General features: G+C 69.5%; 18 protein-coding genes and 2 tRNA genes. 12 read left to right on the forward strand and 8 right to left on the reverse strand.

The features are described 5' to 3' along the window. The first annotated feature begins 117 nt into the window (after positions 1-117). The 4 genes from ACIA6A_RS32785 to ACIA6A_RS32800 all read left to right on the forward strand — a co-directional run bounded on the left by ACIA6A_RS32785 (position 118) and on the right by ACIA6A_RS32800 (position 3,021). Positions 118-345: a hypothetical protein gene (locus tag ACIA6A_RS32785; RefSeq protein ID WP_396101833.1), complete on the forward strand. Its 228-nt coding sequence runs from the start codon at positions 118-120 to the stop codon at positions 343-345. A 61-nt stretch (positions 346-406) separates the two neighbouring features. Further along, positions 407-1,597, forward strand: coding sequence for a DUF1015 family protein (locus ACIA6A_RS32790; protein ID WP_396101834.1), 1,191 nt, complete (start codon positions 407-409; stop codon positions 1,595-1,597). A 9-nt stretch (positions 1,598-1,606) separates the two neighbouring features. Then, positions 1,607-2,524: an alpha/beta hydrolase gene (locus ACIA6A_RS32795; RefSeq protein ID WP_396101835.1), complete on the forward strand. Its 918-nt coding sequence runs from the start codon at positions 1,607-1,609 to the stop codon at positions 2,522-2,524. A gap of 23 nt (positions 2,525-2,547) precedes the next feature. Next, a complete protein-coding gene (locus ACIA6A_RS32800; RefSeq protein ID WP_396101836.1) occupies positions 2,548-3,021 on the forward strand; it encodes a ribose-5-phosphate isomerase in 474 nt (157 codons plus the stop codon). Positions 3,022-3,085: 64 nt separating this feature from the next. Here the strand turns inward: ACIA6A_RS32800 and ACIA6A_RS32805 are convergent, their stop codons facing one another. Together ACIA6A_RS32805 and ACIA6A_RS32810 are read right to left on the reverse strand one after the other, a co-directional pair. Further along, the gene (locus ACIA6A_RS32805) at positions 3,086-3,430 is read right to left on the reverse strand and encodes a hypothetical protein (protein ID WP_396101867.1); all 345 of its coding nucleotides are present in this window, start codon (positions 3,428-3,430) and stop codon (positions 3,086-3,088) included. Positions 3,431-3,903: 473 nt separating this feature from the next. Further along, positions 3,904-5,139 (reverse strand): GNAT family N-acetyltransferase, encoded by a 1,236-nt coding sequence (locus ACIA6A_RS32810; protein WP_396101837.1) that lies wholly within the window; start codon positions 5,137-5,139, stop codon positions 3,904-3,906. Between the two features lie 98 nt (positions 5,140-5,237). Here ACIA6A_RS32810 and ACIA6A_RS32815 point away from each other — a divergent pair, with 98 nt between their 5' ends. Further along, on the forward strand, positions 5,238-5,939 hold the full coding sequence (locus ACIA6A_RS32815) for a DNA-directed RNA polymerase II (RefSeq protein ID WP_396101838.1): 702 nt from the start codon (positions 5,238-5,240) through the stop codon (positions 5,937-5,939). Positions 5,940-5,980: 41 nt separating this feature from the next. On the opposite strand, the gene ACIA6A_RS32820 is transcribed toward ACIA6A_RS32815, so the two are convergent. The 5 genes from ACIA6A_RS32820 to ACIA6A_RS32840 all read right to left on the reverse strand — a co-directional run bounded on the left by ACIA6A_RS32820 (position 5,981) and on the right by ACIA6A_RS32840 (position 11,057). Then, positions 5,981-6,502 carry an SRPBCC domain-containing protein gene (locus tag ACIA6A_RS32820; RefSeq protein ID WP_396101839.1) on the reverse strand — a complete coding sequence of 174 codons (522 nt, stop codon included), beginning with the start codon at positions 6,500-6,502 and terminating at the stop codon, positions 5,981-5,983. Continuing rightward, on the reverse strand, positions 6,499-6,819 hold the full coding sequence (locus tag ACIA6A_RS32825) for an ArsR/SmtB family transcription factor (RefSeq protein WP_396101840.1): 321 nt from the start codon (positions 6,817-6,819) through the stop codon (positions 6,499-6,501). The genes ACIA6A_RS32820 and ACIA6A_RS32825 overlap by 4 nt, the downstream gene beginning before the upstream one ends. A 74-nt stretch (positions 6,820-6,893) precedes the next feature. Next, the gene (locus ACIA6A_RS32830) at positions 6,894-7,286 is read right to left on the reverse strand and encodes a lipopolysaccharide assembly LapA domain-containing protein (protein ID WP_396101841.1); all 393 of its coding nucleotides are present in this window, start codon (positions 7,284-7,286) and stop codon (positions 6,894-6,896) included. A gap of 26 nt (positions 7,287-7,312) precedes the next feature. Continuing rightward, positions 7,313-10,222: a tetratricopeptide repeat protein gene (locus ACIA6A_RS32835; protein WP_396101842.1), complete on the reverse strand. Its 2,910-nt coding sequence runs from the start codon at positions 10,220-10,222 to the stop codon at positions 7,313-7,315. A 764-nt stretch (positions 10,223-10,986) separates the two neighbouring features. Next, a tRNA-Gly gene (locus tag ACIA6A_RS32840) sits at positions 10,987-11,057 on the reverse strand. 152 nt (positions 11,058-11,209) lie between these two features. Here ACIA6A_RS32840 and ACIA6A_RS32845 point away from each other — a divergent pair. From ACIA6A_RS32845 to ACIA6A_RS32875, 7 genes are all read left to right on the forward strand, one after another. After that, positions 11,210-11,283 (forward strand) — tRNA-Pro (locus tag ACIA6A_RS32845). Between the two features lie 40 nt (positions 11,284-11,323). Next, on the forward strand, positions 11,324-12,673 hold the full coding sequence (gene tig / locus ACIA6A_RS32850; RefSeq protein WP_396101843.1) for a trigger factor: 1,350 nt from the start codon (positions 11,324-11,326) through the stop codon (positions 12,671-12,673). Positions 12,674-12,860: 187 nt separating this feature from the next. Then, a complete protein-coding gene (locus ACIA6A_RS32855; protein ID WP_396101844.1) occupies positions 12,861-13,490 on the forward strand; it encodes an ATP-dependent Clp protease proteolytic subunit in 630 nt (209 codons plus the stop codon). An 11-nt stretch (positions 13,491-13,501) separates the two neighbouring features. Beyond that, positions 13,502-14,164, forward strand: a complete 663-nt coding sequence (locus tag ACIA6A_RS32860) for an ATP-dependent Clp protease proteolytic subunit (RefSeq protein ID WP_396101845.1) — start codon at positions 13,502-13,504, stop codon at positions 14,162-14,164. Positions 14,165-14,503: 339 nt separating this feature from the next. Further along, entirely contained in the window at positions 14,504-15,796 is a 1,293-nt protein-coding gene (gene clpX / locus ACIA6A_RS32865) for an ATP-dependent Clp protease ATP-binding subunit ClpX (RefSeq protein ID WP_396101846.1), read from the forward strand. A gap of 110 nt (positions 15,797-15,906) precedes the next feature. Further along, positions 15,907-16,458, forward strand: coding sequence for a GNAT family N-acetyltransferase (locus ACIA6A_RS32870; protein ID WP_396101847.1), 552 nt, complete (start codon positions 15,907-15,909; stop codon positions 16,456-16,458). A 5-nt stretch (positions 16,459-16,463) separates the two neighbouring features. Continuing rightward, complete coding sequence (locus tag ACIA6A_RS32875) at positions 16,464-17,258, forward strand: carbon-nitrogen hydrolase family protein (protein ID WP_396101848.1); 795 nt, start codon at positions 16,464-16,466, stop codon at positions 17,256-17,258. A 17-nt stretch (positions 17,259-17,275) separates the two neighbouring features. On the opposite strand, the gene ACIA6A_RS32880 is transcribed toward ACIA6A_RS32875, so the two are convergent. Continuing rightward, on the reverse strand, positions 17,276-17,491 hold the full coding sequence (locus ACIA6A_RS32880; RefSeq protein ID WP_396101849.1) for a hypothetical protein: 216 nt from the start codon (positions 17,489-17,491) through the stop codon (positions 17,276-17,278). Between the last annotated feature and the right edge of the window lie 665 nt (positions 17,492-18,156).

Raw genomic sequence — 18,156 nt, forward strand, 5'->3', positions numbered from 1 at the left:
CACCGCGCGTCACACCTTGCGAGGTTGGGTCATGCCGAATTTCGCCCGAATTAATCACGTCGGGGACCTGCCGGTCGTTGGATGGGGTGAGCACCGTCACCCGACCGGAGGCATCCGATGTCCGAGACCGACAGCGTCGCCACCTGCACCATCGCCGTGCACCGCGGCGCGTGGGAGACCATCTGCCCCACCCTGCCCGCCGACGCCGCCGCGATGGTCGCCCCGCCGGTCACCGTCGTTCACTTTCCGGTGACGTCCGTCGCACCTGTCACCGCGGCGCCGAGCGTCAAGGAGGCCCGGATGCGGCAGAACATGCCGTCCAGCAGGCACCGGAGGCCGAACTGACAGGTGGGACGGCGCCGGGGTAGCTGAGCAGGGCTGGAACCCGCTCGGTAGGTTCGCGGGCATGACGGTCGTGCACCCGATCAGCCGGGCCTGGATCACTACTGGCGGCACCGGCGCGCAGAACTACGACGAGTTCGCCGACGACGCCGAGATCACCGGTGTCATCGCGGCCAACCCGCTCAGCGCGCTGGCCATCGAGATGCCCCATCGCGCCCCCGAGGCGGTCGGGCGCGCGTTCCTCGAGTGCCTCCCCGACGCCGCCGCCCGCCTCGCCGAGGAGAAGGCCGACGGCAGTTACACACCCGCCGAGCAGGTGGTCGTGCTCTACCGGATCACCGCGCCGGGCGAACCCGCCGCGTACGGCCTGTGGGCGATGGTCGACACCGACCAGATCTCCACCAGCGCCGAGGAGCCGGGGCTGGTGATCCGCAACGAGGACGTCTTCATCGCCAAGGTCCGCGAGCGGGTGGCTCTGGCCGACGCGCTGCGGACCCTGCTGTCACCGGTGCTGCTCCTGCAGACCGGCAAGGGCGCCGCGCTGCACGACGCGCTCGCCGCCGCCACCGACGCCGCGGGGGCGCCGGCCGCGACCGACCTCGACCAGAGCGGCCGTACCCACGCCATCTGGATCGTGCCCGCCGGCCCGCTGCAGGACGACCTGACCGCACTCGCCGGCGGTGGTGAGCTGGTGGTCGCCGACGGCAACCACCGCAGCCTGGCGGCGCAGACCGGTGGGCTGTCGCGCTTCCTCGCCGTCGTGACCACGCCTGCCTCGGTCGCGATCCAGCCCTACAACCGGCTGGTCGCCGAGCTCCCGGTCGATGATCTGGTCACCGCGCTCACCGCGGCCGGCGCGCGGGTCGAGGAGCTGCCGCGCCCCGCCGAGGTGCCGGTCAAGGGCGCCATCGAGGTGTACGCGGCCGGGCGCTCGTACCGGATCGAACTGCCCTCGGCCGACGGCGCGTCCGCGGTCGACCAGCTGGACCACGCCCTGGTCGAGCGGGTCCTGCTGGGCGACGCCCTCGGTCTCGACCCGGGGGACAAACGCATCTCGTACGTGGGTGGCGACTACCCGGCCGCCTGGCTGCGCGCCGAGGTCGACGCGGGCCGGGCCGGGCTGGCCGTGCTCATCGCCCCGGTCACGGTCGACGACTTCGTCGCGGTCAACCTGGCCCGCGAGAAGCTGCCCCGCAAGAGCACGTGGTTCACCCCGAAGGCCCGCGGCGGTCTCGTCCTCGCTGAGCTGAGCTGAGCCGCGCCGATGTTGCACCCGCAGGTCACCGCGTCGCTGGCGATCCGGCAGCGCCCGCCGGCCGACGTGCTCGCCGCCGACCCGCAGACCCAGCTCGCGTTCGCCCGCCGGGCGATGGAGGAGTCGATCGAGGCCGAGTGCGGCCCGGCCGTCCCGCTGCCGGTCGTCGCCGACGTGGACGCCGCCGGCGTGCCCTGCCGGCTGTACGCGGCTCGCACCGGCGCACCCGTCTTCGTGTACGTGCACGGCGGCGGCTGGTGCTACGGCAGCGTGGAGACCGTCGACCGGCTCTGCCGCCGGATCGCCGACCGGTCCGGCTGCGCGGTGCTCTCGGTGGAGTACCGCCTCGCGCCCGAGCACGTGCACCCGGCCGCCCTCGATGACGTCGAGACCGTGCTGAACTGGGTCCGCAAGGAAGGCGCCGGCCTCGGCGTCGACCCGTCCCGCCTGGCGATCGGCGGCGACAGCGCGGGCGCCCAGCTCGCCACCGTCGCCGCCCGCCGCCAGCGTGACGCCGCCACCCCGCTCGACTACCAGGTGCTGATCTACCCGGCGATCGACCCGATGACCGCCTCCGAGTCCTACGACGAGGTCGCCGGCAACGGCCTCGACCGGGCCGCCATGAAGCTCGCCTGGGAGACGTTCGTCCCCGACCCCATGACAAGATTCACTCCCGACGTGGCCCCGCTCGCCGTCGCGGATCTGGCCGGGATGCCACCCACCCTGGTCCTCACCGCCGAGTACGACGTCCTGCGCGACGAGGGTGCCGACTACGCGGATGCCCTGCTCAACGCCGGTGTCGCGGTCGTGCACGTGCGCTACCAGGGGGTCAACCACGGCTTCGTACGCAAGCTCGCCCTCTTCGACGCGGCCCGGGCGGCAGCCGACCAGATCGCGGTCAGTCTGCGGGCCGCGCTGACGTTCTGATCGAGGTTTGACAGACTGCGGTCATGCGCGTCTACCTCGGTTCCGACCACGCCGGCTACGAGCTGAAGAGTCATCTCGTCAACTACCTCGCCAAGCAGGGGTACGAAGTCGTCGACGTCGGGCCGCACGTCTACGACCCGGAGGACGACTACCCGGCGTTCTGCCTGCACACGGGAGCCCAGGTCGTCGCCGACCAGGGCAGCCTCGGCATCGTCATCGGAGGATCCGGCAACGGCGAGCAGATCGCCGCGAACAAGATCCCCGGCGTCCGCTCGGCCCTCGCCTGGAAGGTCGAGATCGCCCAGCTCGCCCGCCAGCACAACGACTCCAACATCCTCAGCATCGGTGCCCGCGAACACACCCTCGACGAGGCCACGGCCATGGCGGAGGCGTTCCTGACCACCCCGTTCTCCGGCAATGAGCGCCACGCCCGCCGGATCGCCCAGCTCGCGGAGTACGAAGCCACCCGGGAACTGCCCCAGCTCCCGCAGAGCTGACCCACCGACCACCCGTCTGCCCGCCGGCCCCGCTCCCGGGGCCGGCGTTCCCCGTCGCCAAGCTCTAGGGCGTGTGGTTACGCGGAAGATCCTCCCGCGGCATCCAGTTCCGCCGCACGATCGACAACTCGCTCTCGGCAGCGGCAAGATCAGCCTCACTCGGCCGCGCCGCATCCCGGGCCCGCATCGCGGCGGTAACACTGACCTGCGAGGACCCGGACCCGACAAGCCCGCGAAGCCCTCGCTCGGACTGCTCGTCCCCGTTCCCCGCCCGGCCCGAACCCGGCCGCCCACCGCCCGCTCCCGAAGCCGGCCGAGGCCCACCGGCTCCGGAAGCCGATCGCGGCCCACCCGCGCCGCCAACCGGCCGAGCCCCACCCCCGCTGGACCCTGGTCCTGGCCCACCCACGCTGGATGTCGGTCCTGGTCCGTCAACCCCGGGCGACGGTTGCCCGTCGCTGGCCGTGGGAGCGGTGGGCACCGGACGGGCGGCGCCGTTCGCGGCGAGCGTGGCCTGCACCGTCGCCGGGCTCGGCCCGCTCTCCTCCGGATCGTGCACCGGCAGGGTTTCGGCAACCGGCCCACCACTCAGCTCGCCCCCGGAAACCGCGCCGCCGGGGTCACTCACGCTGCCGGCGCCGAGGACGCTGCCATGGTCAGCGAGGCCACCGAGGTCAGGGTCAGCGAGGCCGTGGGGGTCAGGCCCGGCGACGCCGGCCGGGTCGGACTCGACCGTGGGGGTCATGTCGTCGCCGGGCGGGTCGGGGGACGTTGCGGGTGTCTCGGCGGCCGCGGCCTTGGCCGCCGACGTGGGACGCAAGCGGCGGCGCCGGCGTTCGGGTTGATCGCCCATGGTGCCGAACCTACCGTCGCCGCGCGCATTCAGAACACCTCGGTTGCTTGCGGCATGCGATGCCAGCGAAAGGCCGCGGTGACGCGGGGCAGCGTTCCCGGGGTCAGTTCGTGAACCGTGCCGGCCGCCGCGAGGGCCGCGAACGAGACCGCCCCGAGGTACGCCGTGCCGAGTTCGAGGATGGTGCAGGCGAGGTCGGCGGGGGCCGCTGACCTCGTACACGTGGCGGTGCCGGAATCGTCGACGGCCAGGCGCCAGCGGCCGGTGTTCTCCGCGATCAGCGGGTCCGTCACGTCGATGACCACGTCGAGCGGGGCCGAGTAGCGCCGGGCCGTGAGTGCCGCCGGCAGGTCGACGACGCGGATCCAGAGTGCGTCGGCGAGGGTGATGCCCAGCCGGCGGGGTTCGTCGACGAGGTATTGCAGGGGCTCGTCGACGGCGGCGAAACTCATCGAGGCCCGGCGGGTCAGATCGAGGGAGAGCAGGAAGCGCCACAGCGTGAGATAGGCCTCCGGGTCGGCGGCGACGATCTCGCGGATCAGGACCTGACCGTTCGGGCCGCGGTTGTCCCATTCGCTCTTGGTGCTCCAGATGGCGTATCCGGTGGGACCGTCCGCCGTCTCGTGGACGACACCGTACGACGGGGTGGCGCCGCCCCGGTGTTCCAGCGGATCGGCGAGCAGGTGCTCCCACCAGAGGCCGCCGCGGCTGGACCATCCGACGCGGGTGGCGCGCAGGCCTTCGTACACCTGGGTGAAGTCTTTGATCGCCTCGGTGGGCTCGACCTGGCGTAACCGTCCCCGCGGCGCCGGGGTCGCGGGCAGCCGGACGTCCGTGGTCGAGATCTCCATCTTCAGTCGCTGGGCCGCCGGGCCGTACCCGAAACGCGGATAGATCCTGGTCTCGCTGGCCCAGAGGACCGCGATCGGCTCGTTGCCCGCGGCCGCGACGTCGCGCAGCTGGCGGTCCATCATCCTGGTGAGAATGCCGCGCCGCCGGTGGGTCGGGGCCACCCCGACCAGGGTGACGTGCGCGGCGGGCACGATGGCGCCGGGCACGGTCAATTCCCTGGTGTACGCGGCGGCGTGCCCGACGATCGAGCCGTCGTCCTCGGCGATCAGGGCCCGGCCGGGTTCGAAGACCTCCCGCTCGTAGGCACTGTTCTCGTCCGAGGGGGTGGTGTGGAAAAGCTGGGCGAGCAGCTTCCAGATGGCGTCCCAGTCGCCGGCGCCGCCTACTCTGATCGGGATATCCGAGGCATCCATGCTGTTTGTGTAACGGACGGCGCGCGCGACGGCGAGCGATTTGTTCGCTGGCTAGTCTCGATGGAGGACGGCGCGAGGCCGTACCGGGGAGGGGAACGATGCCGGAGCAACCGCAGTGGCCCGAGCGGACGCTCGACATGCCGCCGCAGGATCCCTGGGCCGATCCGCCGACGACGGACATGCCACCACGGCCGGGGCAGCCCCCGGCCTACGACCCCACGCGGCAGTGGGGCGGCACCCAGCAGGCACCAAAGGCACCGCAGGCACCAAAGGCACCGCAGGCACCAAAGGCACCGCAGGCGCAGCAGGGGCGTGCCGAGGCGCCGACCAGTGCCCCGCCGAGCACGCCCAACTGGAGCGGTCGTGCGGCGGTCAACCCGCGGCCGCAGCCGCAGCAGTTCGCCGCCGAGCACGAGCCCACGGGCACCGGCTGGCCGGACACCGAGGCGCATGAGGAGCGCCGGCCGCTCGGCTGGCACCTGAGCCAGATGCGCCGCGGCGGTGAGTGGAGCTTCGCGGGCCTGTTGTTCGCGTTCGTCTGCTGGGGGATCTGGGCGCTGTCGACCGACGGCGACCTGACCACGGCCCTCATCGTCTTCGTGGTGTCGGTGCTGGTGGCGGCCGGTGTGTTCGGCCTGTCCCGGCTGATCGGCCGGGTCGTCCTGGAGCGCCAGTTCGGCCGACCGCGCCACACCGCGAAGCCCTCGCACATCGTCGCGGGCATCTTCCTCGTCGGTGTCGGTGTCGCCCACCTGCAGCAGACCGAGTGGGTCATGACCGCGGTCCACTGGGTCTTCTAGCGACTCCTGCCGGCCCGTGCGAACGGGCCGGCAGCGCGGTGTCAGCTCCGGCCGGCCATGGTGGTGCCGGTCTCCAGCAGCGACTTGAGGTCGCTGAGCACCCAGGCCCAGCCGCCGCCCCCGGCCTCGTCGAGCGGCGAGCCGGCGACCATCGCGGAGGTCGCGGGTGCCCCGGTCAGCTCGTGTGTGACGGTGAGCCGGCAGACCCCGGGCTGCGACTTCAGCTCCTCGATCAGGTATGTCAGCGTCGTGAACGGCTCGGCCGCCGTGGTGGGGTCCATCAGCATCCGCCAGGTCTGCTTGAGCAGCCGGGGCGGATCCGACTCGATCACCTGGCCGTCGATGATCGTGTCCGGCATCGGCCAGCCGTTCTCCTTGGCGAACGTGAGCATCTCGTCCGACGGCACCGAGTGGAAGCGCCCGCCGGGTTCGAGGTCGTAGTACTGCGGTGCGGCATACCCGTATGTGGCGTTCCAGCCCGGATCGGTGATGGCGGTCCAGATCTTCTCCGGGGTCGTGCGGATCCAGACCCGGAACACCTGAGTGGTCAGCGGCTCGGTCATGTCTCGTCCTCCAACGCGTTCTTGAGATCGGCGTGCGCCGTCACGTGACGCTCGGTGAACTTGTCGATCCACCGGTCGTGGATCAGTCGGATCGGCACCGGGTTGAGGAAGTGCAACTTCTCCCGGCCGGATCTGCGCACCGTCACCAGACCTGCCTCTTCCAGCACTTTCAGGTGCTTGGCGACGCCGAACCGGGTCATCTCCACCTGGGTCTCGAGCTCGGTGAGGGTGCGGCCCTCCCGGGTGAAGAGCAGGTCGAGCAGGAGGCGACGGGTGGGGTCGGCGAGCGCCTTGAACACCCGGTCGTCATCGTCCATCACGCTAAGTTAGGTGACCAAAAGGTCACCTGTCAAGGTTGAAAAAGCCCGCCCGGTTCACGGGCGGGAATTTCCTAGCGGCCCCGGCGCACGAGTTTGCGCAGCTGGATGATCCGCACCGAGGCCACCGCCATCGCGATCACCGCCCCGGCGACGCCGGCGATGAGCAACGCGAGCGCGATCGGGATCCGCCCGTCCATCCACAGGAAGCTGATCTGCATCCTGCCGGTGTTCTGCGCGACGAAAATGATCAACAAGATCAGGGCGGCCACGCCGGCCCACACCCCGAACCAGACAGCGCTCGTACGGGTACGGGGTACCCGTTGCGTACTCCGTACCGGAGGGGCCTCCCCGGCGGGTTCCAGGCCCGCGAGCGTCTGGGCCAGCTCGTCCGGCAGGGGTGGCGCGTCCGGCTTCCGGTTGGCATCGGGCACCAGAAGCGGGTCATGATCGGATGGGTACGCCATGACGCTCAGTCTCCCCTATAGGTGCGCTACGTCACTGAAGCACACGCGCCCGCGTTCAGAAGAGCACGTACCTCGTCGGCCTGCGGCGTCCCGAACTCGACATAGAGCGTCAGTGCCCGGCGCCACCGAGCGTGCGCCGCGTCGAGGTCCCCGGCGATCCGGTACAACTTGCCCAGCTCGACCAGCCCCGCGGCCTCCTCCCAGCCCGCGTCGTGCCCCGCGGCCGTGCCGACCGCGAGCATCAGGACCTCCCGGGCCCGCGTCAGATCACCCGTGGCCACCAGCGCCTCGCCGAGATTGACCAGGGCGTTCGCCTCGCCCTCGGCGTCCTCGATCTCCTGGAACAACGCCAGTGCGCGCTCATGGAGCTCGACCGAGGCCGGGAGAGCGCCCTCCCGCAGCCGGGCGGTGCCGAGGTTGGTCAGCGTGTGCGCCTCGTTGCGCCGGTAACCGGTCGCCAGCGACAGCTCCAGCCCGCGATCGAGCAGCTCGAACGCCTCCGGCAGCCGGCCCCGCATGGTGGCCAGCATGCCGAGATTCGTGAGCGTGCAGGCGACGGCGACCTGGTCGTCCAGCCGTTCGGAGAGCTCCACGGCCCGCTCGAACCCGTCGGCCGCCTCGTCGAGCCGGCCCTGCCGCAGATAGATCAGCGCGAGGTTGATGTACGTCCCCGCGGCACCGCGGTCGTGACCGGCCGCGACGAACGTCCGTAGCGCCGGCTCCAGGTGCCCGGCCGCCGCCGTATACCGGCCCTGCGCCGCCGTGCACAACCCCAGGTTCGTCAGCGCCCGCGCCTCGGTGAGCTCGTCGCCGGCCTGCCGGGCCAGCCGCAGCGCCTCCCCGAACAGCGCCGTGGCTGCCACGTAGTCGTTGCGCCGCCACGCCACCACCCCGAGGCTGATGAGGGTCCGGGACTCAGCGCCGGGATCGCCGGCGTTGCGCGCGGCGGCCCGGGCGTGAGCGTGCAGCACCGTCGCGTCCGCCTGGTGCCCACTCGCGTCGAGATGCCGCCACAATCCGTCGGCCAGGTCGATCGCCGCCTGATAGGGCCCGTGCTCCGCGGCATGGGCGGAGGCCGCGACCAGGCTCAGCCGCTCGGCGTGGTCATCGGCGACCTCGGTCCCCTCACCGACCCGCGCCACGTAATAGGCCACGAGCCGTTCCCGGGCCGCCGCCGTCAGCTCCTGCGACGTCAACCCGGCCGAGTAGGCGCGCAGCAGATCGTGCATGACGTAACGGCCGGGCTCGGTAGGCCGGACCAGATGGGCGCGGGCCAGCACCTCCAACGCCTCCCGCGCGACCGGCACGTCCACTCCCGCGAGCGCGGCGGCGACCCGCTCGTCGACGACCGGCCCGAAATGCGACCCCAGACCCCGGAACACCAGGGCTGCGGGGGCCGGGAGCCGGCTGTAGGACCAGGAGAAAACCGCGGTGACCGCCGTACGGGAATCCTGTCCCGCTTCCAGCCGCGCCAACCGCTCGCCCTGGCCGGTGAGCTCCGCGACCAGATCACGCAACGGCTTGCGGGGCTGGGCGAGCACGAGCTCAGCCGCGATCCGCACCGCCAGCGGCAACCGCGCGCACAGCGTGACCAGCGCCTCAGCCGCGGCCGGGTCCTCGTCGACCCGGCCGTTCACCAGCGCCCGCAACAGCGCCAGCGAGTCGGGAAGATCGAGCAGCTCCAGCTCGATCCGGGTGGCACCGTGCCGGGCCACCAGCCCGGGAAGGCTGTCCCGGCTGGTCACCAGCACGAACACGGACGCGACGCCGGGCAGCAACTGCCGCACCTGCTCCGCCGACGACGCATTGTCGAGCAGGAGCAACATCCGCCGGCCCGCGACCAGCGTCCGGAACTGGGCGGCCCGGTCGGCGGTGCTCAGCGGGATGTCCCCACCGGCCACACCGAGCGCGTGCAGGAACCCGCTCAACGCGGTCTCCGGGGACATCGGCCGCTCCGGGTCGTACCCCCGAAGATCGACATACAGCTGACCGTCGGGAAAACGCCCCGCCACCCGGTTGGCCCACCGGATCGTCAGCGCGGTCTTGCCCACCCCGGCCGTCCCGGACACCGCGGCGATCGTCAGCGCGTGCGGCTCCCGCCCGGTCCCGGCGAAGATCTCGTCCAGTGCGGCCAGCTCCGCGGTACGATCGACGAACCCACGCACGTCCGGAGGCAACTGAGCCGGCCCGCCCCGGCCCACGACGGGCTCGGCGGGCAGATCGGCGCTGAGCAGCGACCGGTGCCCGGCGTGCAGATCGGGCCCCGGCTCCACCCCCAGCTCGTCGGCGATCCGGCGCCGGACCCGGGCGAACAGGTCGAGCGCCTCGGCCTTGCGCCCGGAATCCCCCAGAGCCCGCATCAACCGGGCGGCCACCGGCTCCGCCAGCGGATACTCCTGGAGCAGCGCCTCCAGCAACACGATGACGGCCCGCGGCTCACCCGCCGCCAGCCGGATGTCCGCCCAATCGGTGGCGGCCTCGAGCCGGCGCTGCCGGAATCCCTCCCGCACCTTCTCGGCCCACGCCCCGGGAACCCCGCCCAGCGGATCACCCCGCCACAACCCGAGCGCCGCACTCAGCAACTCGGCCCGCCCCGGCCCGCTCGCGACAGCGGCTCGCCGAACCAGCCCCTCGAACCGGTGCGCGTCCACCGCCTCCGGATCGACGTCGAGCCGGTAACCACCGGGCCCCCGGGCGATCCCGGCCCCGGCCAGGGCGACCGTGCGCCGGACCCGGGTGATGTAACTGTGCAGAACCTTCCGGGCCTCGGCGGGCGGGCGCTCCTCCCAGATCCGGTCGACCAGCACCGGCACCCCGACCGTCTGCCCCGCCTGCAACGCGAGCGTGGCCAGCAACGCCCGCTGCTTGGGCGGACCAAGATCAACAGATGCGGCGCCGGAACTCAGGGCCACCGGACCGAGCAAAATCAAATCCACGCGCCCGCACCTCCGGCGAGTGTCAGAAAAACGAAAGCTTTCCACAAGTCGATGCCGCGATCCTATGTCCGGCACCACGCGCAAGACCCTGACCAGGCCCGCCACCCGACCGACACGGGGCGGCCCGGACCCGGCGGCCCCAGGGACCGAGCGCCCCCGGCACCAGCGGCCCCACCCCGGCCCCGCTGATGAGGGCACCGGGCCACCCCAGGCCCGGTGCCCGCCCCGGCCGGAACCTCGCACCACCAAGGCATGATCAGTCGGCTGGTGCAACCCGCGTGGACGAGGTGCTCGTAGGCGTCATGTCGAGGCCGACAAGCAGTGCGCGGGTCAGCGAGATGTTCTCGCCGGCGTTCTTGGCCTCGGTCTCCATGAGGATTCGGTCCGCAGGGCCGCCGTTCTCCACGGCATGGTCCCGGCAACGGATCGCCCCGCCGTGCCGGAACCTGCTGATCGTCTCCGGGGAGTTGGCTCCGACATCCTGGTAGTCCCGCTCTCCGCCGACAATTTGGGCCAGGAATCGAATCCACCAGTGCCACGAGCGCGACCCAGGAGACCACGGCCCCATGTCAACAGATCCCAGAATCACAGGTCCGGGGACCGGGTACGGAATGGCACGCCAATGCCCCGCCGATGGCCCGCAAGATCAACAGGCCCACCCACAACGACCCCGCACCGTGGGGGTTTGGGGGCTCGGCCCCCATCGCAGATATGGCGAAACTCCCAGGTCAGCGCACTTCGCTGACAAGGGAGTCCCAGAGTTGAGCGGGCGACGAGAATCGAACTCGCGTAGTCAGTTTGGAAGACTGAAGCTCTACCATTGAGCTACGCCCGCATGGCACCGGTTGCTTCGGTTTCAGCGCTCGGTGCCATGGCTAGCTTACTGGAAACCTTCCGCTCCCAGCGACCGGGTTACCCCTCCTGGCGCACCGAGGCGACGCCGCGGCACACGGCGTGCGGCCGACCGCATACACTTGCCTGCGGCCTCGGGGTGTGGCGCAGCTTGGTAGCGCACTCGCTTTGGGAGCGAGGGGCCGTGGGTTCAAATCCCGCCACCCCGACTTACATCAGACACGAAGAGATCCATCAAGGAGTACGCCTGTGAAGAGCACCGTCGAGACTCTGAGTCCGACCCGGGTGCGGCTCGCCATCGAGGTGCCGTTCGACGAGCTGAAGTCCAGCCTGCAGAAGGCGTACCGCGAGATCGGGTCTCAGGTGCAGATCCCCGGCTTCCGTCGCGGCAAGATCCCGGCTGCGGTCATCGACCAGCGGGTCGGCCGTGGCGCGGTCCTCAACGAGGCCGTGCAGGAGGCGATCCCGCAGCAGATCCTGGCCGCCGTGCGTGAGCACGACGTCAAGACGCTGGGCCGCCCCGAGGTGGAGATCACCGAGTTCGCCGACAACGAGCCGCTGAAGTTCACGGCCGAGGTCGACGTGCGCCCCGAGATCGCGATTCCCGACCTGAGCACCATCAAGGTCGAGGTGCCGGCCGTCGAGATCGGCGACAGCGAGATCGACGAGCAGATCAACGGCCTGCGGGAGCGGTTCGCCACCCTGAAGACCGTGGACCGCCCGGCCGAGGAGGGCGACTACGTTCAGCTCGACCTCAAGGCGACCGTCGACGGCGAAGAGGTGCCGGGTGGTTCGGCCACCAACATCTCCCACGAGGTCGGCAGCAAGCAGCTGCTCCCGGGTCTCGACGAGGTGCTGGTCGGCCTCGTCGCCGACGCCGAGGCGAACTTCACCACCCAGCTCGTGGGCGGCGACTTCGCCGGCCGTGACGCCGAGGTGGCGGTGACCGTGCGCTCGGTCAAGGACAAGCAGCTTCCCGAGATCGACGACGAGTTCGCGCAGATGGCGAGCGAGTTCGACAGCCTGGACGAGCTGAAGGCGGACCTCAAGGAGCGCCTCGGCAAGGTCAAGAAGGTCGAGCAGATCTACGCGGCCCGTGACGAGGCGCTCAAGCAGCTCGTCGAGGCCGCTGAGATCCCCGCACCCGAGGGCATCGTCAAGGACGAGGTCGAGGGTCGCAAGCAGGCCATGACCGACCAGCTCGAGCGCATCGGCGCCTCCCTGGAGGATTACCTCGCCTCCGAGGAGAAGACCGAGGAGCAGATCGACGCCGAGCTGGCCGAGGCGGCCACCGAGGGTGTCAAGATCCAGCTGCTGCTCGACACCATCGCCGACGCCGAGGACATCCAGGTCTCGGACGACGAGTTCGGTCACGAGATCGTGCACCGGGCGCAGCGCGCCCAGATGCAGCCCCAGCAGTACTACGACCAGCTCGTGCAGTCGGGCTCGGCCGCGGCCGTGTTCGGCGACGTGCGCCGGGGCAAGGCGCTCGCCAACGTCATGGAGCAGGTCGAGATGAAGGACGCCGAAGGCAATGTCCTGACCCTCGACGACCTCCGGGCCGCCAGCGAGGACGACCACGCGGGTCACAACCACTGAGGTTCACCGTGCAGGGGCCGCCGCGTCAGTGGCGGCCCCTTTCGGTATTCCGCCGGCGCCGATGCGCTGTCAGCGAACACCTGCCCGAGCGGGAAGCTGATGCGCATTCGACCGGTTAGGTTGGTCGTACGACGGACAACCTGCCGGCCGGAACCTCGGCCGACACAGTCAGCTGTGAAGGGCTGCAATGACCGATCTGCACATCCCAGCCAGTCCCACGCTGCGTGGTGACTCCCTCAGTGGCAATCTTGACGACTCGGTCTACAACCGCCTTCTGCGCGAACGGATCATCTTCCTCGGCAGTGAGGTGACCGATCAGGTCGCCAACCGTATCTGCGCTCAGCTGCTGCTGCTCTCCGCGGAGGATCCGGAGCGCGACATCAACCTCTGGATCAACTCACCGGGTGGTTCCGTCTACTCCGGCATGGCGATCTACGACACGATGCAGTTCATCGACAACGACGTCTCCACCGTGGCCATGGGTATGGCCGCGTCGATGGGGCAGTTGCTGCTCTGCGCCGGCGCCGAGGGGAAGCGTTACTCCCTCCCGCACGCGCGGATCATGATGCACCAGCCGTCCGGTGGCATGGGTGGCACGGCCGCCGACATCGCCATCCAGGCCGAGCAGATGCTGTACACCAAGCGCATGTTCCAGGAGCGGGTGGCTCACCACACCGGCCAGGACCAGGCGCAGATCGAGGCCGACTCCGACCGGGACCGCTGGTTCACGGCCGAGGAGGCAAAGGATTACGGCTTCATCGACAAGGTGATCACCGGGGCCACACAGGTTCCCGAGGGCGCCGGAACGCTGAACTGAGGAGCTGAATTATGACCGACCTGACGATGCCTCCCGGGTTCGCTCCGGTGCACAACCGCTACGTCCTGCCCTCGTTCGTCGAGCGCACGTCGTACGGCGTGAAGGAGTCGAACCCGTACAACAAGATGTTCGAGGACCGGATCATCTTCCTCGGCGTGCAGGTGGACGACGCGTCGGCCAACGACGTGATGGCCCAGCTGCTCACGCTCGAGAGCGCTGACCCGGACCGCGACATCCTGATGTACATCAACTCGCCCGGTGGCTCTTTCACGGCCATGACGGCGATCTACGACACGATGCAGTACGTCCGTCCGGACATCAGCACGGTCTGTCTCGGCCAGGCGGCCAGCGCGGCAGCGGTGCTGCTCGCCGGTGGCACCCCCGGCAAGCGGATGGCGCTCCCGCACTCGCGGATCATCATCCACCAGCCGGCCACCGAGGGCGGCTACGGGCAGGGCTCGGACATCGAGATCCAGGCCCGCGAGATCCTGCGGATGCGCAGCCAGATGGAGGAGCTGATCTCGCGTCACTCCGGCCGTCCGGAGGAGCAGGTCCGCAAGGACGTCGACCGCGACAAGATCATGACGGCCGCCGAGGCCAAGGAGTACGGCATCGTCGACACCGTGCTGGCGACCCGTAAGAAGAGCCTGCAGGGCGTCGGCGCCGGTAACTGACGCGAACGGCACTCCCGGTCCCGTTTCGGTGATCGCCGAGGCGGGAACGGGTGCGGAGCACGTGATGTCAGGGGCAGGTCGGAGCACGCTAGACTGACTGGCCCCTGACACGCCCGTTTTGGGGGGTCGGAGAACTGCCCCTTTGCGGGTAACGTCGAGTCGGCAACCTCAGTTACGCCCGTCGGCAGACGATGAACTGTGCAGAACGTTGAACTGTGCAGGACGATGAACCGTTCAGAACGATGAACCGTGCAAGACGATGTTCTGGCGTTGAGGGCGATCGTCCTCAAGCCGAGGGCCGGTGGTGACAGCCGGCCGATGAGCGCAGGGAGAACGTAGGTGGCACGGATCGGCGACGGTGGCGACCTACTGAAGTGCTCCTTCTGTGGGAAGTCGCAGAAGCAGGTCAAGAAGCTCATCGCGGGCCCTGGGGTCTACATCTGCGACGAGTGCATCGACCTCTGCAACGAGATCATCGAAGAAGAGCTCGCGGAAACCGGCGAAGTGAAGTGGGAAGAACTTCCCAAGCCGATGGAGATCTGCCAGTTCCTCGACACGTACGTGGTCGGGCAGGAACAGGCCAAGAGAGCCCTCTCCGTCGCCGTCTACAACCACTACAAGCGGATCCAGGCCGAATCGAGCGGCGCCCCCGGAGCGGGTAGCGACGTCGAGGTGGCCAAGTCCAACATCATGCTCATCGGCCCCACCGGCTGCGGCAAGACGCACCTCGCGCAGACGCTGGCCAGGATGCTCAACGTGCCGTTCGCCATCGCGGACGCCACGGCGCTGACCGAAGCCGGCTATGTCGGTGAGGACGTCGAGAACATCCTGCTCAAGCTGATCCAGGCCGCCGACTACGACGTCAAGCGCGCCGAGCAGGGCATCATCTACATCGACGAGGTCGACAAGATCGCTCGCAAGAGCGAGAACCCGTCGATCACCCGGGACGTCTCCGGCGAGGGTGTGCAGCAGGCACTGCTGAAGATCCTCGAGGGTACGGTCGCCAACGTCCCGCCGCAGGGTGGGCGCAAGCACCCGCACCAGGAGTTCATCCAGATCGACACCACCAACGTGCTCTTCATCGTGGGTGGGGCCTTCGCCGGGCTGGACCGGATCATCGAGTCGCGGGTCGGACAGGGCGGGGTCGGCTTCGGCGCGCATCTGCGCTCGGTCTCCGAGCGCAACACCGATGACATCTTCAGCAAGGTCATGCCCGAGGACATGCTGAAGTTCGGCCTGATCCCCGAGTTCATCGGCCGGCTGCCGGTCATCACCACGGTGCGGAACCTCGACCGTGAGGCGCTCATCAAGATCCTCACCGAGCCCCGCAACGCCTACGTGAAGCAGTATCAGCGGCTCTTCGAGCTCGACGGTGTCGAGCTGGAGTTCGACACCGGCGCTCTCGAAGCCATCGCCGATCAGGCGATGCTCCGCGGCACCGGTGCCCGTGGCCTCCGCGCGATCATGGAGGAAGTCCTCCAGAACGTGATGTTCGAGGTCCCGAGCAACCCGGATGCCGCCCGGGTCGTGATCAACCGCGAGGTCGTGGTCGAGAACGTGATCCCGACGATCGTCCCGCGCGAGTTCGCGGGCCGGCGTCCCCTTCGCGGCCGCGAGGAGAAGTCCGCCTGACAGCGCCCCAGACGCTGTCGGAAGCCGTGTCCCGGGTCGAGTCCGGTCACTGGCTTCCCGCAGCCCCCTGGCTGTCTCTGGTGCCACCGCCGTCGCCCCACAGCGCGGCGGTGGTGTCGTTCCCGGGCCATATCGTCGTCGCGGCGGACATCGACCGTCCATGGCTCGATTCCTGGATGGGCGACGGCGACCTCGGCGCACCGCTGGCCCCGTCGTTCCTCTCCGCCCTCGAGGAACGCCTGCGCCTGGCCGCCGACAGCCTCGACGCGCTCGTCCTCGCCACCCCGCTCCCCGGTGACCCGCCGATCGAGCTCACCGAACTGCAGGGCAGCGACCACCGCCGGGTGGCACGGGCACACCATTTCCGCACCGAGGTCCGCGCCTGGACCTACGGGCCCGCGATCCTGACCGTCGGCCGGGGGCTCGCCGGCCGCTGGGAGACCGGCGTCGAAGTGGACGAACAAGCCCGCGGCAAAGGGCTGGGTCGCGCGCTGGCCACCGCCGCCCGCCATCTCGTCCCGGACGACCGGCCGGTGTGGGCGCAGATAGCGCCCGGCAACGCCTCAAGCCTGCGGGCGTTCCTGGCGGCCGGCTACACCCCGGTCGGTGCCGAGGTGGTGCTCGCCAGGCGTTTCAACGGGGCCGCTCCGGCCGTACCCTGAGGGGTATGCGCGTTGCCGTATGCCAGCTGAACGCTCGCGACGACCGTACCGAAAATCTTGCGGTGGCCCGTGATCTGCTGGGCCGCGCCGCCGCGGCCGGAGCGACCCTCGCGGTCCTTCCCGAGTATGTCGACTATCTCGGGCCCGGCGCCGGGCTTCCCAAGCCTGAGCCGGTCGACGGCGAGTTGGCGGCGTTCTTCGCCGAGGCGGCCCGCGAGCTCGGGATCTGGGTGCACGCCGGCTCGTTCCACGAGACCGGCCCGGACGAGGGTCGCACTTACAACACCTCGCTGATCTTCGATCCCTCCGGCGCGCTGGTGGAGACCTACCGCAAGATTCATCTGTACGACGTGGAGATCCCGGGACGGGTCTCCTACCAGGAGTCCCGCAGTGTCGCCCCGGGGGAGCGGACCGTGGTCACGCCGATCGACGGTGTCCCGACCGGGCTGACGATCTGCTACGACCTGCGCTTCCCGGAGCTGTACCGCCGCCTGGCCGTCGACGGGGCCAAGGTCCTGGTCGTGCCCGCGGCGTTCATGGCGCACACGGGACGCGACCACTGGGAGGTCCTGCTGCGTGCGCGTGCGATCGAGAACCAGTGCTACGTGCTGGCGGCCGGCCAGATCGGCGACCACGAGCCGTCCCGGACCTGTTTCGGCCGCAGCATGATCATTGATCCATGGGGGACGGTCCTCGCGCAGGCCCCGGACACCGTGGGCATCGTGACCGCGGACCTCGACCTGTCCCGCCTCGAGGACATCCGCCGGATCCTGCCGAGCCTGGCCAATCGCCGGCTCTGACGCCCGCGGGGGATCGTTCAGAAGGACTGGACCAGATAGCTCACGACAGCGAGACAGACCACAGCTCCGCCGGCGATCAGCATCGCTCCGCCCATGCGTGAGGGGCCCCGCATGACGAGGCGGTGCACCGAGACCACCACAGCGGCCAGCACAAGAATGCCGATGAGCAGCTGCGATGCCGGCATCAGCAAGTCGAACAGGGCGTCGGCGGCGAGCGCCGGTTCACCAACCATGTCTGCCACTGTGGCACGGACCCGCACCGATCGGCGTGACTGGGACGGGTGTCGATTTGCGTTTCGGGTGGGGAGTCCCGTAACTTTCTCTCTGCCAGACGGGAACCCGGACGGAACGGGACGAAAGTTACCGATCCGCTGAGTCTCCTGAGGCAGCTCTCAGAAAGCGTTACGCTCATGAGAGTCCGGGCGAGGTTGGCAGCGGGAAACCGGATTTGCGCCAACGAGAACGACCGGGTAATGTAGTCCGGGCCTACAGGGAACCGAGCGGATCGATCACTGAGTGATCTCCGGACGGCCTGCAGGACCATCCGATGAAACGACAACCCCGGCAGGGGCAGACGTTGGCGCGGAAAAATTCGGGCAATGCCACGAAGGTCTCCGGATCTTCCAAGACTTAGGTCTTGCGCTGGCGAGGTTGACCGGGTAGGTTTGAGCGGTTGCCCCGAGCGGGTCTTCCTGAAAAGGAAGTTTCGAACGGTGTGTGGTTGTTCTTTGAGAACTCAACAGGGTGCTAGATAAGCCAGTGCCAATTGGTTTTAGCCAGGCTGGTCTTCGGATTGGTTTGGTTTTCCTTTGGCAACAATTTGTATTGTTGCCAGGATGATTTTCCATGGATTTTATTGGAGAGTTTGATCCTGGCTCAGGACGAACGCTGGCGGCGT

The sequence above is a fragment of the Actinoplanes sp. NPDC051494 genome (assembly GCF_044454705.1).
Taxonomy (GTDB): domain Bacteria; phylum Actinomycetota; class Actinomycetes; order Mycobacteriales; family Micromonosporaceae; genus Actinoplanes.

Bases quoted from the DNA above. Each gene is read 5' to 3' on its own strand.
- ACIA6A_RS32785 (WP_396101833.1), top strand. From the start codon at position 118: ATGTCCGAGACCGACAGCGTCGCCACCTGCACCATCGCCGTGCACCGC.
- ACIA6A_RS32790 (WP_396101834.1), top strand. From the start codon at position 407: ATGACGGTCGTGCACCCGATCAGCCGGGCCTGGATCACTACTGGCGGC.
- ACIA6A_RS32795 (WP_396101835.1), top strand. From the start codon at position 1,607: ATGTTGCACCCGCAGGTCACCGCGTCGCTGGCGATCCGGCAGCGCCCG.
- ACIA6A_RS32800 (WP_396101836.1), top strand. From the start codon at position 2,548: ATGCGCGTCTACCTCGGTTCCGACCACGCCGGCTACGAGCTGAAGAGT.
- ACIA6A_RS32810 (WP_396101837.1), bottom strand. From the start codon at position 5,139: ATGGATGCCTCGGATATCCCGATCAGAGTAGGCGGCGCCGGCGACTGG.
- ACIA6A_RS32815 (WP_396101838.1), top strand. From the start codon at position 5,238: ATGCCGGAGCAACCGCAGTGGCCCGAGCGGACGCTCGACATGCCGCCG.
- ACIA6A_RS32820 (WP_396101839.1), bottom strand. From the start codon at position 6,502: ATGACCGAGCCGCTGACCACTCAGGTGTTCCGGGTCTGGATCCGCACG.
- ACIA6A_RS32825 (WP_396101840.1), bottom strand. From the start codon at position 6,819: ATGGACGATGACGACCGGGTGTTCAAGGCGCTCGCCGACCCCACCCGT.
- ACIA6A_RS32830 (WP_396101841.1), bottom strand. From the start codon at position 7,286: ATGGCGTACCCATCCGATCATGACCCGCTTCTGGTGCCCGATGCCAAC.
- ACIA6A_RS32855 (WP_396101844.1), top strand. From the start codon at position 12,861: ATGACCGATCTGCACATCCCAGCCAGTCCCACGCTGCGTGGTGACTCC.
- ACIA6A_RS32860 (WP_396101845.1), top strand. From the start codon at position 13,502: ATGACCGACCTGACGATGCCTCCCGGGTTCGCTCCGGTGCACAACCGC.
- ACIA6A_RS32875 (WP_396101848.1), top strand. From the start codon at position 16,464: ATGCGCGTTGCCGTATGCCAGCTGAACGCTCGCGACGACCGTACCGAA.
- ACIA6A_RS32880 (WP_396101849.1), bottom strand. From the start codon at position 17,491: ATGGTTGGTGAACCGGCGCTCGCCGCCGACGCCCTGTTCGACTTGCTG.